Here is a 14,015-nt window from a genome sequence, read left to right as displayed (position 1 = left end):
TGCAATTGATTCGCATCCAGCGATGCGATCTGCACCTATAACAGATGCGACACGGAGCGCTATCGATGTCCTCTCGCCTTACTTGCCGGTTTCTTGCCCCCTCTTGCACGCTGTCATTGCTCACCGCCGCCATCCTGATGGCCGGCACCGCGCCGCTCGCCCTGGCTGCCACCGCCGTGCAGCCCCCTGCCCGCAACATGGGCGACTACACCTTCGCCATCGCCCGACAGCCACTGGTCTCGGCCTTGAATGCATTCACCGCGGTCACCGGCTGGCAAGTCGGCATGCCGGCGGAACTGGCCGAAGGCGTCGCCTCGCCAGGGGTGAACGGCTCGCTGCCGCCTGAAAAAGCCCTGGAGCGCCTGTTGGTGGGGACCCAGCTGGGCTATCGCAAGCTGGGCGACAACAGCATCGTGCTGGAAAAGCGCAGCAGCGGCAGCACGATGGAGCTGCAACAGGTGACCATCAGCGCCACCCGCCAGGAACAGGACATCACCAGCGTACCCAGCACGGTCACCGTCCACGACCGCCAGGAACTGGACCGCAACAACGTCAATACTCTCAAGGACCTGGTGCGCTATGAACCGGGCGTGTCGGTGGGCGGTGCGGGCCAGCGCGGCGGCATCAGCGGCTATAACATTCGCGGCATCGACGGCAACCGGATCCTGACCCAGGTCGACGGCGTGGAAGTACCCGGCGGTTTCTTCAACGGCCCCTACGCCAAGACCCAGCGCAATTACGTCGACCCGGAAATCATCAAGCGCGTGGAAATCCTCCGCGGTCCGGCCTCGGTGCTGTACGGCAGCAATGCCATTGGCGGTGCCGTCAGCTACTTCACCCTCGATCCGGACGACATCATCAAGCCCGGCCAGGACGTTGGCGCCCGCCTGAAGACCGGCTACAGCTCCGCCGACGAGAGCTGGCTCAAGTCCGCCACCGTCGCCGGCCGCAGCGGCCCATTCGATGGCCTGCTGCACTACAGCCAGCGCGACGGTCACGAAACCGAATCCTACGGCAGCCACAACGGCACCGGCCTGGACCGCACCGCCGCCAACCCGGAAGACGTGCGCGCCAACAACGTGCTGGCCAAGCTCGGCTGGAACTACAGCGATGACGCACGCCTTGGCCTGGTCTACGAGAAATACAAGGACGACCGCGACAGCGACCTGAAAAGCGCCTACGGCGGCCCTTACGCCAACGGCCAACCGGCGATCCCCGATTTTGTACTGCCTGGCGGCATGTACCAGTGGCGCACCGGCAACGACACCATCACCCGCGAGCGCTTCGGCCTGGAGCACAGCTTCGCCCTCGACAGCTTGCTGGCCGATCACATCAAGTGGAGCCTGAATCACCAGGTCGCCAAGACCGACCAGAGCACCGCCGAGTTCTATTTCCCGATCACCCGCCAGGTCCTGCGCACCCGGGATACCCTCTACGAAGAAAAGCAGTGGGTCTTCGATGCGCAACTGGACAAGGCCTTCAGCATCGCCGACACCGATCACGCGCTGACCTACGGCACCACGATCAAGCAACAGAAAGTCACCGGCTCGCGCAGCGGCAATGGCGTGTGCCTGGCGGTGGGTGTCGGTTGCTCTGCGGTGGGCGCCATCAGCACCCGGGACGTGCTGGCAAAAGCCAGTGACTTCCCGGACCCGACCATCAACAGCTACGCCCTGTTCGTCCAGGACCAGATCAGTTGGGACAAATGGACCTTCACGCCTGGCCTGCGCTACGACTACACCCAGCTCAAGCCGCACCTGACCGAGGAATTCCTCAACACCGTGGACCCCACCAGTGGTGGTGAGGTCAGCGACAAGAACAAGACCTGGCACCGCGTCTCGCCGAAATTCGGCGTGACCTATGCCCTGACCGACCAGTACACCTGGTACGGGCAGTACGCCGAGGGTTTCCGCACCCCGACCGCCAAGGCCCTGTATGGCCGTTTCGACAACCCTGGCGCTGGCTATAGCGTGGAGCCCAACGCCGACCTGGAAGCGGAAAAAAGCCAGGGCTACGAGACCGGCCTGCGCGGCCGCTTCGACTCCGGTTCGTTCGACGTGGCGGTGTTCTACAACAAGTACCGCGACTTCATCAACGAGGACGCCATCACCCCCGGTGCCGACCAGTTGACCTTCCAGAGCAACAACATCAAGCACGCCACCATCAAGGGTGCCGAAGTCAAGGGACGTCTGGACCTGGACGTGCTGGGCGCGCCAAAGGGCCTGTACACCCAAGGTTCGGTGGCCTACGCCTACGGTCGCAACAACGACACCGGCGAGCCGCTCAACAGCGTCAACCCGCTCACCGGCGTGTTTGGCCTGGGCTACGACCAGCAGCAGTTCGGCACCTTGCTCAGCTGGACCCTGGTCAAGAAAAAGGACCGCGTCGACGACAGCAACTTCAACTCGCCCGATGGCGTGAGCAGCCAGTTCAAGACGCCAGGCTTCGGCATCCTCGACCTGACGGGTTTCTACAAGGTGACCCGCGACGTGACCGTCAGTGGCGGCCTCTACAACCTCACCGACAAGAAATACTGGCTGTGGGATGACGTGCGCGGCTACGACAGCGTCGGCGAAGCGGCCGTGCTGAGCCCCGCCAACCTCGATCGCCTGACCGCGCCCGGGCGTAACTTCGCGGTGAACCTGATCTGGGATATCTGACCCGATTTCCCAGGCAACACAAACACCTGTGGCGAGGAGAGTCATGTGGGAGCAAGGCTTGCCCGCGATGAAGGCGATGCGCTCTTTCAGAGATCGAGGCGCCTGTTTCGCGAGCAAGCTTTGCTCCCACAGCCCTCGCCACAGCGATCTAATTCAAAGGAATTGTTCATGACCACACAACGTCCCGCTTCACGTTCCCAACGCCTGAACCAGATCACCCACGAGCCTCACAGCAAGCTCGACGCCCTGGTCAAGGCCCACGCCCCGTTCGAAACCCCGGCCAGCTTCGCCCGTTTCGTCCTCGCCCAGTACCTGTTCCAGTCGGAACTGGTGGCGCTGTACAACGACGCCGAGCTGTCCGCCCTGATTCCCGACCTGCCGGCCCGTTGCCGGGCCGACGCAGCCAAGGCGGATCTCGCCGACCTGGACACCGAAGTCCCGGCGCCGGTGGCCGGTGCGGTGAACAAACCGACCCAGGCCGAAGCCCTGGGCTGGTTGTTCGTCTCCGAAGGTTCCAAGCTCGGCGCCGCGTTCCTGATCAAGCGTGCCGTGGGCCTGGGGCTGAGCGAAACCTTCGGCGCCCGGCACCTGGCGGAGCCTGCCGGCGGGCGCGCCGAAGGCTGGAAAACCTTCACCCGCACCCTCGACGGCCTGGCCTTCACCGAACAGCAGGAAGCCGAAGCGGATAAAGGCGCGCTGGATGCTTTCAACCGCTTTACCGTACTGCTGGAACAGGCTTATGCGGCCGAGCCGGCTTGATCTGTGGGAGCGAGCTTGCTCGCGATGGCGGACTTTCAGCCACCTTATTGGCCACCTGATACACCGCTATCGCGAGCAAGCTCGCTCCCACAAGGTAAAGTGCATGTCGGATAGAAGTACATGAGCCGCACGCCCTCCAAACTCACCCAACTGCTCTTCGCCCTGCTCGCCTACACCAGCCTGGCCATCGGCCTGGTCGCCCTCGTCGTGCCCGGCCTGCCGACCACCGAATTCATCCTGCTGGCCGCCTGGGCCGCGACCCGCAGTTCGCCGCGCCTGAGCGCCTGGCTGGAGAGCCATCGGTTGTTCGGGCCGATGCTGCACAACTGGCGCAATGGCAAGGTCATCCCGCGCCGGACCAAGGTGGGTGCCACCGTCAGCATGCTGCTGTGTGCCGGGCTGATGCTGGTGATGCTCGAACACGGTTGGCCGGTTTACCTGGCGCTCGCGGGCATGGGCCTGGGCAACCTGTGGATCTGGTCGCGGCCGGAACAGGCACAGGGCACTTGTGGCGAGGGCGCTTGCTCCCGCTGGGCCGCAAAGCGGCCCCCAACGGATTTTTGATCTATGATCGCCCTCTCGTACTGGAGGGCTTTCGATGTCAGATCTGCTCACGTCCATGCAAACCGCACTCGGCTTGCCCACGACCCCAATCACCTTCAGCGGCGAAGGCGCCCCGCCCTCGGCCTTCGCCGTCACGGAGTTGGCCAGCGCCAGCATCGCCGTGGCGGGCCAGGCGACCGCCGCGCTCATCCACCAGCAAACCGGCCGCCTTCCGCCCGTCGAGGTCGACCGGCGCCTGGCGTCGTTCTGGTTCTCCACGTCCCTTCGCCCCATCGGCTGGAGCGTGCCGCCGATGTGGGACCCGGTGGCCGGTGACTACGCCTGCGCCGACGGCTGGATTCGCCTGCACACCAACGCACCGCATCATCGCCTGGCCGCGGAAAAAGTCCTCGGCACCTGCACCGACCGCGCCGACATGGCGGCGAGGGTGGCCCGTTGGAACAAGGCCGAGCTGGAACAGGCCGTGGTCGACGCCGGCGGTTGCGCCGCCGAGATGCGCTCGTGGCAGTCCTGGCAGGCCCATCCCCAAGGCATGGCGGTGAATGCCGAACCGCTGGTGCATCTGAGTGAAACGACTGCAGAACAGCGCAAGCCCTGGCTCGGCTCCGTGACCCAGCCACTGGCGGGCCTCAAGGTGTTGGACCTGACCCGCGTGCTGGCCGGCCCCGTCGCCAGCCGCTTCCTCGCAGGCCTGGGGGCCGACGTGCTGCGCATCGACCCGCCGACCTGGAACGAACCCGGCGTGGTCCCGGAAGTCACCCTGGGCAAACGCTGCGCCCGCCTCGACTTGCATCGGCCCGACGACCGCGCAGCGTTCGAGGCGCTGCTCAAGGACACCGACATCCTCCTGCATGGCTATCGCGCCGACGCTCTCGAACGCCTGGGCTATGGCGCCGAGCAACGCCAGCAAATCGCCCCGGGGCTGATCGATGTGAGTCTCAACGCCTATGGCTGGAGCGGCCCGTGGCAGCACCGCCGTGGCTTCGACAGCCTGGTGCAGATGAGCAGCGGCATTGCCGAAGCCGGCATGGGTTGGAAACATACTGACAAACCGACACCGCTGCCGGTGCAGGCACTGGACCACGGCACCGGCTACCTGATGGCGGCCAGTGCCCTGGTGTTGTTAACCCGGCGCCTGGAGAGGGGGCACGGCGGCTCGGCTCGCTTGTCACTGGCGCGCACGGCGAAGCTGTTGATCGAGCGTGGCCCAGGGGACCCGACCCCATTGCGCGCCGAGGACAAGGATGATCAGGGCCTGGTGGTCGAACAAACGCCATGGGGGCCAGCCCATCGCTTGCAGGTGCCGTTGAAAATCACCGGGACGCCGTTGCAATGGACCTTGCCAGCGGCAGAACTGGGCGCCCATCGCCCGCAGTGGTAAGGGGATTGATGTGGGAGCAAGGCTTGCCCGCGATGGAAGCGCCGCAGTCTCTCAGAAATCGAGGCGCCTGTTTCGCGAGCAAGCTTTGCTCCCACATAACCCTCTCGCCAAGGCGTCACCTCAACCTCCCGGTAAGCCTCACAACGCCAAAAACCCACTGTACAACCCATACGCCGCCAAGCCCGCCCCGGACATCACGCAGGCAAAGACGCCTTTTTCCACATGGGTGAACAAGGGTTGGCGCTGCTCGCGCTTGGCCTGGGCAAACAGGATCACCCCCGGCGCATACAACAGCGCCGACAGCAGCAGGTACTTCACGCCGCCGGCATACAGCAACCACACCGCATAGCACAGCGCAACGCCACCGATACACAGGTCCTTCATGCGCCGGGCCGAGGCTTGTCCATAGGTTTCGCCCCGTGCGCAAAGCAACACCGCATAGGCTGCCGACCACAGGTACGGCACCAGGATCATCGATGACGCGAGGTAGATCAGGCTGGTATAGGTGCCCGCGGAAAACAGGGTAATCAGCAAAAACAACTGGATCATGCCATTGGTCAGCCACAACGCGTTGACCGGCGCACGGTTGGCGTTTTCCTTGGTCAGGAACGCCGGCATCGTCTTGTCCCTGGCGGTGGCATAGAGAATTTCGGCGCACAACAGCGCCCAGGACAATAGCGCGCCCAACAACGACACCGCCAGGCCGAGGCTGATCAACAACGCGCCCCAAGGCCCGACGATATGCTCCAGGACACCGGCCAGGGAGGGGTTCTGCAGTTGCGCCAGTACAGGCTGGGTCATGATCCCCAGGGACAACACGTTCACCAGTACCAGCAGCGCCAGGACCCCGAGGAAGCCGATCACTGTCGCCCGCCCGACATCCGCGCGTTTTTCCGCCCGCGCCGAATAGACACTGGCGCCTTCGATGCCAATGAACACGAACACCGTGACCAGCATCATGTGGCGCACCTGGTCCATCACGCTACCCAGGTCCGGGTTCATCTCGCCCCAGATGTCCCGGGTGAACACCTCGGCCTTGAACGCCACCGCGGCGATGACAATGAACATCACCAATGGCACCACTTTGGCGATGGTGGTCACCAGGTTGATGAACGCTGCTTCCTTGATGCCGCGCAGCACCAGGAAATGCACCGCCCACAGCAGCAACGATGCACAGGCGATGGCCACCGGCGTGTTGCCTTGGCCGAACACCGGGAAAAAATACCCCAGGGTGCTGAACAGCAATACGAAGTAGCCGACGTTGCCCATCCAGGCACTGATCCAGTAGCCCCACGCGGAAGAGAAACCCATGTAGTCGCCGAAACCGGCCTTGGCGTAGGCATAGACACCCGAGTCCAGTTCCGGCTTGCGATTGGCCAGGGTCTGGAACACGAAGGCCAGGGTCAGCATGCCGACGGCGGTAATGGCCCAACCGATCAGCACCGCTCCAACGTCGGCCCGGGCCGCCATGTTCTGCGGCAGGGAAAAGATCCCGCCACCGATCATCGACCCCACCACCAGCGCCACCAGCGCACCGAGTCGTAACTTTTCAATCGGCTGCGGCATCTTTCTCGCTCATTAAGTAAATAATGCGACATAACGTTTTTGAATAACGTCACGCGCGCAAAGTCCGAGGGATTATTAATCCGACCACTGTCCAGGACAGCAATAAGAAAGACCACGCCAGACGATTATTTCTGTCATGAAAACAACCTACAAAATAGTTGCGATCCAGAAAAAATCAACTAGCGTGAATAATCCTACGGGATGAAACCCGCCTCGCCACACCTTGCCGAAGCCTCTAAAACGGGCCTCCTGGCAACTTATGGACGTGAAGGAAAGCACTCAACTCCTTCATTAACAATGGAATGTTGTCATGCACTGATCCAGATCAGGTATTCAACTTTCAAACCGACTTATTCTGTCGACTCTCTTCTCCTGCATTGGAGTCTCGCAAATGTCTGATACCCCCGGAAAACTTCGATTGGGTGCGTTAGTTGCCCTGGTTGTCGGCTCCATGATCGGCGGCGGGATATTTTCCCTGCCACAAAACATGGCCGCCAGCGCGGATGTCGGTGCGGTACTGATTGGCTGGGCCATTACCGCCGTCGGCATGCTGACCCTCGCTTTTGTCTTTCAGACCCTCGCCAATCGCAAGCCCGACCTGGATGGCGGCGTGTATGTCTACGCCAAGGCCGGGTTCGGCGACTACATGGGTTTCTCTTCCGCGTGGGGCTACTGGATCAGCGCCTGGCTGGGCAACGTCGGCTACTTCGTATTGCTGTTCAGCACCCTGGGCTACTTCTTCCCGATTTTCGGTGAAGGCAACACCGTTGCCGCGGTGATCGGCGCCTCGGTATTGCTGTGGGCGGTGCATTTCCTGGTGCTGCGCGGCATCAAGGAAGCGGCGTTCATCAACCTGGTGACCACCATCGCCAAGGTCGTGCCGTTGCTGCTGTTCGTGTTGATCGCAGTGTTCGCCTTCAGGCTCGACATCTTCACCGCCGACATCTGGGGCGTGAAAAACCCGGACCTGGGCAGCGTGATGAACCAGGTGCGCAAGATGATGCTGGTCACCGTGTGGGTGTTCATCGGCATCGAGGGCGCCAGCATCTTCTCCGCACGGGCCGAGAAACGCTCCGACGTCGGCAAGGCCACGGTCATCGGTTTCATCACCGTGCTGCTGTTCCTGGTGCTGGTCAACGTGCTGTCACTGGGCATCATGACCCAACCTGAACTGGCCAAGCTGCAGAACCCGTCCATGGCCGCCGTGCTGGAGCATGTCGTGGGCCACTGGGGCGCGGTGCTGATCAGCGTCGGCCTGATCATCTCGCTGCTTGGCGCCCTGCTGTCCTGGGTGCTGCTGTGCGCCGAGATCATGTTCGCCGCCGCCAAAGACCACACCATGCCCGAGTTCCTGCGCCGGGAGAACGCCAACCACGTACCGGCCAACGCCCTGTGGCTGACCAACGCGATGGTCCAGCTGTTTTTGGTCATCACGCTGTTCTCGGCCAGCACTTACCTGTCACTGATCTACCTCGCCACCTCGATGATCCTGGTGCCGTACCTGTGGTCGGCGGCCTATGCCGTGCTGCTGGCGGTGCGCGGCGAGACCTACGAAGGCTTCGCGGCCGAACGGCGCAAGGATCTGCTCATCGGCGCCATCGCCCTGATCTACGCGGTGTGGCTGCTGTATGCCGGCGGGATCAAGTACCTGCTGCTCTCCGCCCTGCTCTATGCCCCCGGCGCGATTCTGTTCGCCAAGGCCAAGCACGAGTTGGGCAAACCGGTTTTCACCTCTGTCGAGAAGCTGATTTTCGCCGCAGTGATCGCAGGCGCCCTGGTGGCCGCCTATGGGCTCTACGACGGCTTCCTGACCTTGTAGCTGGCTGATTGTTTTAACGGGAGGATTTGTAATGACCACGGAAAAAGTGAAGTACGGCGTTCATTCCGAAGCCGGTAAATTACGTAAAGTCATGGTGTGTTCCCCAGGCCTGGCCCATCAACGCTTGACCCCGAACAACTGCGACGAGCTGCTGTTCGACGACGTGATCTGGGTCAACCAGGCCAAACGCGACCATTTCGATTTCGTCACCAAGATGCGCGAGCGTGGCATCGACGTGCTGGAAATGCACAACCTGCTGACCGACATCGTCGCCATCCCCGAAGCCCTGGACTGGATCCTGCAGCGCAAGATCACCGCCAACTCGGTGGGCCTGGGCCTGGTGAATGAAGTCGGTTCCTGGTTGCGCAGCCTGGAGCCACGCCATATCGCCGAGTTCCTGATTGGCGGCGTCTCGGCCGACGACCTGCCGGACAGCTTCGGTGGCAAGACCATCCAGATGTTCCGCGACTTCCTCGGGCACTCCAGCTTCATCCTGCCGCCGCTGCCCAATACCCAGTTCACCCGCGACACCACCTGCTGGATCTACGGCGGCGTGACCCTGAACCCGATGTACTGGCCGGCGCGGCGCCAGGAAACCCTGCTCGCCAGCGCCATCTATAAATTCCACCCCGAGTTTACCCAGGCTGACTTCCAGATCTGGTACGGCGACCCGGACCAAGAGCATGGCAACGCCACCCTCGAAGGCGGCGACGTGATGCCCATTGGCAACGGCGTAGTGTTGATTGGCATGGGCGAGCGCTCGTCCCGCCAGGCCATCGGCCAACTGGCACTGAACCTGTTCAAGCACAAGGCCGTGGAGCGGGTCATCGTCGCCGGCCTGCCGAAGTCCCGCGCCGCCATGCACCTGGACACCGTCTTCAGTTTCTGCGACCGCGACCTGGTCACGGTTTTCCCGGAAGTGGTGAGCCAGATCGTCGCCTTCTCCCTGCGCCCTGACGAGAGCAAGCCCGGCGGCATCGATGTGCGCCGCGAAGAAGGCAGCTTCCTCGACACCGTGGCCGCTGCCCTCAAGCTGCCGGCCTTGCGCGTGGTGGAAACCGGCGGCAACAGCTTCGCCGCCGAGCGTGAACAATGGGACGACGGCAACAACGTGGTGGCCGTGGAGCCGGGCGTGGTGATCGGCTACGACCGCAACACCTACACCAATACCCTGCTGCGCAAGGCCGGGGTGGAAGTCATCACCATCAGCGCCAGCGAGCTGGGCCGTGGCCGCGGCGGTGGCCACTGCATGACCTGCCCGATCATCCGCGACCCGATCGACTACTGACCTTTGAGCCTGGGCCAGTGTTTATCGAACGCAGCCCAGGGGATAACCGAAACCCAAGGAGATCCATATCATGGCTTTCAACATGCGCAACCGCAGCCTGCTGAGCTTGATGCACCACACCAACCGCGAGCTGCACTACCTGCTGGACCTGTCCCGCGACCTCAAGCGTGCCAAGTACACCGGCACCGAACAGCCGCACCTCAAGGGCAAGAACATCGCGCTGATCTTCGAGAAAACCTCGACCCGCACCCGCTGCGCCTTCGAAGTCGCGGCCCATGACCAGGGCGCCCACGTCACCTACATCGACCCGGTGTCGTCGCAGATCGGCCACAAGGAAAGCATGAAAGACACCGCCCGGGTCCTGGGGCGGATGTTCGACGCCATCGAGTACCGGGGCTTCGAACAGGAGATCGTCGAGGAGCTGGCCAAGTTCGCCGGCGTGCCGGTGTTCAACGGCCTGACCGCCGAATTCCACCCCACCCAGATGATCGCCGACACCCTGACCATGCGCGAGCACAGCGACAAGCCGTTGCATGACATCAGCTACGCCTACCTGGGCGATGCCCGCTACAACATGGGCAATTCGCTGCTGATGATCGGCGCCAAACTGGGCATGGACGTGCGCATCGGCGCGCCGAAAGCCCTGTGGCCGCATCAGGATTTCATCGACCAGTGCCAGGCCTTCGCCGTCGAGAGCGGCGGGCGCATCACCATCACCGAGGATCCGAAAGAAGCGGTCAAGGGCGTGGACTTCATCCACACCGATATCTGGGTGTCCATGGGCGAACCGGTGGAAGCCTGGGATGAACGCATCGAGCAGTTGCTGCCTTACCAGGTCAACGCGCAAATGATGAAAGCCTCGGGCAACCCACGGGTGAAATTCATGCATTGCCTGCCGGCGTTCCACAACAGCGAAACCAAGGTCGGCAAGGACATCGCCGCCCGCTATCCGAACCTGGCCAATGGCGTGGAAGTGACCGAGGAGGTGTTCGAGTCCCCGGCCAACATCGCCTTCGAGCAGGCGGAGAATCGCATGCACACCATCAAGGCGATCCTGGTGTCGGCGCTGGCGGATATCTGAAACCAACGCAGTTCCCTTGTGGGAGCGAGCTTGCTCGCGATGGCGCAGGAACAGGCAACATTGATGTCGACTGACACACCGCTATCGCGAGCAAGCTCGCTCCCACCAAGGACCGCGTTGTTCGTCCATTTTTTAGAAGGACAGCACCATGCGCATCGTCGTTGCCCTGGGCGGTAACGCCCTCCTGCGTCGGGGTGAACCCCTGACCGCTGCCAACCAACGTAGCAACATCCGCACCGCGACCGAACAGATCGCCAAGATCCACCCCGGCAACCAACTGGTCATCGCCCACGGCAACGGCCCGCAGGTCGGCCTGCTGTCGTTGCAGGCGGCGGCCTACACCGCGGTCACGCCGTATCCGCTGGACGTGCTCGGCGCCGAAACCGAAGGCATGATCGGCTACATCATCGAACAGGAACTGGGCAATCTGCTGGACTTCGAAGTCCCCTTCGCCACGCTGCTGACCCAGGTCGAAGTGGATGGCAACGACCCGGCCTTCCAGAACCCTACCAAGCCCATCGGCCCGGTCTACAGCAAAGCGGACGCGGAACGACTCGCTGCCGAGAAAGGCTGGGCCATCGCCCCGGACGGCGACAAGTTCCGCCGGGTGGTCGCCAGCCCACGGCCCAAGCGCATCTTCGAGATCCGCCCGATCAAATGGCTGCTGGAAAAAGGCAGCATCGTGATCTGCGCCGGCGGTGGTGGCATTCCGACGATGTACGACACCGACGGCAAGCTGCAGGGCGTGGAAGCGGTGATCGACAAGGACCTGTGCTCGGCGCTGCTGGCCGAACAGCTGGAAAGCGATCTGCTGGTGATCGCCACCGACGTCAACGCCGCGTTCATCGACTTCGGCAAGCCGACCCAGAAAGCCATCGCCCAGGCCCACCCCGACGAACTGGAACGGCTCGGTTTCGCCGCCGGCTCCATGGGGCCGAAGGTGCAGGCCGCCTGCGAGTTCGCGCGCAACACGGGCAAGGTCGCGGTGATCGGGTCGCTGTCGGACATCGATGCTATCGTCCAGGGCCAGGCCGGCACTCGCATCAGCACGGCCACGGCGGGCATCACTTTTCGATAACAGGAAACTTGCAGGGCGGATCCGGGGTCTGCCCTACACCCACGCCCTTGAGGAGAGTCGTTTATGGCCATGTTCGAACCCGGTCACCTGCACATGGAGCGCCACGCGCTGACCAAGGAAGATTTCAGCTACAACCTGTGCATCGACTATAAGGTCGACCAGGACGGCAAGGAAGGCACGGGCATGTCATTCCGGGTGCATGGCACCGTCGAAGACAAATCACTGGACGAGACATTCTTCCTGGCCAAGGACCAGGCCTTCGATTTCGCCCGCTACGCCACGCGCATTGCGCGGAAATATGGCCTGCCCAAGACCGCCAGCATCGGCTCGATGCACGAGTACTACGACAAAATGTTCGAAGACGTGCGCAAGCAACTGGACGTCAAGCCGGGCGATCCGATGAAGCCGGAACACCTGGCATAACCCGGTTAAAAGACCACCCCAATCCCCTGTGGAACTGATCTGTGGGAGCAAGGCTTGCCCGCGATGCAGACACCTCGGTGTAGCGGATAAACCGAGGCGATGCCATCGCGGGCAAGCCTTGCTCCCACAGGCCTTGCTCCCACAAGCTCGCTCCACACAGGGGCATCAGCGTTCTGAATATCGAGTTACATGCGATACCGGCCTGGCTGGCAACCCGCCACGGCTGACCTATGCTGAAAGTAGTACCCCCGGGTATTCGTTCAGAGGTCACCGCCATGAACATCAAAACAAGAAGACGCCTCGCCATTTTCGTCACCTGCGCCGCCACGCTTGCGCTGTATGGCACTGCGGCCTACCGGGTCGAGCAGGCCAGGCAACTGCCCCGTGAATACGCCAGCTGCAACTTCGAACGCTGCATCCCCCACAGCGCAACCCTGAACGCCCTGCGCTGAGGCGTGGTCAGTCGTCCTGTTGATCGGTCTTGAGCCGGTCCCGGAACGCCTTGGGCGAGATGCCGACGCGCCGGCGGAACAGCCGGGTGAAGTTGGTCGGGTCGGAAAAACCGAGCAGTTCGGAAATCTCGTAGATGGTCATGCCGGTGTAGGTCAGCAGGCGCTTGGCTTCCAACAACTGGCGCTCGTGCATGATCTGCAACGCCGGTTGCCCCGCCAGTTCCCGGCAGGTGCCGTTGAGGTGCGACACGGAAATGCCCAGGCGATGGGCCAGGTCTTCGACCTTGACGTGCTCGCGATAGGTTTCTTCCACCAACTGAATGAACCCGTTGAGGTATTCCCGGGCCCGTTGCGGGCGCTGGGCCTGGGTGTGTCGCTGCATCACCTGGCGGCTGACCCAGACCATGATCACGCTGACCAGCGCATGCATCAGCATTTCCCGAGCCGGCTGATGCCCCATGTATTCATTCTGCAGGGCGCTGAACAGGCTGTTGAGGTACTCGGCATTCTCGAGGGCCGGGTAGCTTTCGGCCTGGGCCAGCACATTGACCGAATGCCCCAGTTGCGTTTGCAGGTGCGTGACCAGCGGCGCCGCCAGGGTCACCACGTAACCTTCCACATCCTCGGAAAAACGAAAGCCATGGACCGACAGCGGCGGCAGGATCTGCACCGCCGGCTCGGTGAGCTGCGTGCGCCGGCCTTCGATTTCCAGTTCCGCCTGGCCCTTGAAGACAAACAACAACTGACACAGATCGGCATGCCGATGGGGTTTGATTTCCCAATGATGCTCGCGGCTGCGCTTGGAGATGGTTTCGCAGTGCAGCAGGTCCGGGGTCGGCCATTCCTGGCTCTCACCATAGAGCTTGAACACCGGGATCGAAGGCAGGTCAGGTTTTTTCATAACGTGGATCCGGGCCTGGGGTTGCGGGCGATAATCGCACCAA

General features: G+C 62.6%; 12 protein-coding genes. 10 read left to right on the top strand and 2 right to left on the bottom strand.

What is annotated here, in order from left to right; translation table 11 throughout:
• Positions 1-65 precede the first annotated feature (65 nt).
• The 4 genes from ACZ5M5_RS06825 (at position 66) to ACZ5M5_RS06810 (ending at position 5,364) form a co-directional block, all read left to right on the top strand.
• Positions 66-2,660 (top strand): TonB-dependent receptor, encoded by a 2,595-nt coding sequence (locus tag ACZ5M5_RS06825; RefSeq protein WP_464738807.1) that lies wholly within the window; start codon positions 66-68, stop codon positions 2,658-2,660.
• 168 nt (positions 2,661-2,828) lie between these two features.
• Positions 2,829-3,419, top strand: coding sequence for a biliverdin-producing heme oxygenase (locus tag ACZ5M5_RS06820; RefSeq protein ID WP_464738806.1), 591 nt, complete (start codon positions 2,829-2,831; stop codon positions 3,417-3,419).
• Between the two features lie 120 nt (positions 3,420-3,539).
• Positions 3,540-3,983: a YbaN family protein gene (locus ACZ5M5_RS06815; protein ID WP_464738805.1), complete on the top strand. Its 444-nt coding sequence runs from the start codon at positions 3,540-3,542 to the stop codon at positions 3,981-3,983.
• 34 nt (positions 3,984-4,017) lie between these two features.
• Positions 4,018-5,364, top strand: a complete 1,347-nt coding sequence (locus tag ACZ5M5_RS06810) for a CoA transferase (RefSeq protein WP_464738804.1) — start codon at positions 4,018-4,020, stop codon at positions 5,362-5,364.
• 138 nt (positions 5,365-5,502) lie between these two features.
• Here the strand turns inward: ACZ5M5_RS06810 and arcD (ACZ5M5_RS06805) are convergent, their stop codons facing one another.
• On the bottom strand, positions 5,503-6,930 hold the full coding sequence (gene arcD, locus ACZ5M5_RS06805) for an arginine-ornithine antiporter (RefSeq protein ID WP_060738882.1): 1,428 nt from the start codon (positions 6,928-6,930) through the stop codon (positions 5,503-5,505).
• A 391-nt stretch (positions 6,931-7,321) separates the two neighbouring features.
• Between arcD (ACZ5M5_RS06805) and arcD (ACZ5M5_RS06800) the strand changes: the two genes are divergently transcribed.
• The 6 genes from arcD (ACZ5M5_RS06800) (at position 7,322) to ACZ5M5_RS06775 (ending at position 13,071) form a co-directional block, all read left to right on the top strand.
• Complete coding sequence (gene arcD / locus ACZ5M5_RS06800; protein WP_060738883.1) at positions 7,322-8,749, top strand: arginine-ornithine antiporter; 1,428 nt, start codon at positions 7,322-7,324, stop codon at positions 8,747-8,749.
• 31 nt (positions 8,750-8,780) lie between these two features.
• Positions 8,781-10,037: an arginine deiminase gene (gene arcA, locus ACZ5M5_RS06795; RefSeq protein ID WP_060738884.1), complete on the top strand. Its 1,257-nt coding sequence runs from the start codon at positions 8,781-8,783 to the stop codon at positions 10,035-10,037.
• Between the two features lie 70 nt (positions 10,038-10,107).
• Positions 10,108-11,118, top strand: a complete 1,011-nt coding sequence (locus tag ACZ5M5_RS06790; RefSeq protein WP_103308799.1) for an ornithine carbamoyltransferase — start codon at positions 10,108-10,110, stop codon at positions 11,116-11,118.
• Between the two features lie 148 nt (positions 11,119-11,266).
• A complete protein-coding gene (gene arcC / locus ACZ5M5_RS06785; RefSeq protein ID WP_464738803.1) occupies positions 11,267-12,196 on the top strand; it encodes a carbamate kinase in 930 nt (309 codons plus the stop codon).
• Positions 12,197-12,259: 63 nt separating this feature from the next.
• Positions 12,260-12,619 carry a DUF5064 family protein gene (locus ACZ5M5_RS06780; RefSeq protein ID WP_060738887.1) on the top strand — a complete coding sequence of 120 codons (360 nt, stop codon included), beginning with the start codon at positions 12,260-12,262 and terminating at the stop codon, positions 12,617-12,619.
• 275 nt (positions 12,620-12,894) lie between these two features.
• A complete protein-coding gene (locus ACZ5M5_RS06775) occupies positions 12,895-13,071 on the top strand; it encodes a hypothetical protein (RefSeq protein ID WP_162843733.1) in 177 nt (58 codons plus the stop codon).
• 7 nt (positions 13,072-13,078) lie between these two features.
• Here the strand turns inward: ACZ5M5_RS06775 and ACZ5M5_RS06770 are convergent, their stop codons facing one another.
• Positions 13,079-13,972, bottom strand: a complete 894-nt coding sequence (locus ACZ5M5_RS06770) for a helix-turn-helix domain-containing protein (protein WP_060738888.1) — start codon at positions 13,970-13,972, stop codon at positions 13,079-13,081.
• Positions 13,973-14,015: the final 43 nt, after the last annotated feature.

It is taken from the genome of Pseudomonas sp. Van50, from assembly GCF_055390755.1.
This window is presented reverse-complemented; position numbering and strand designations above follow the sequence as displayed.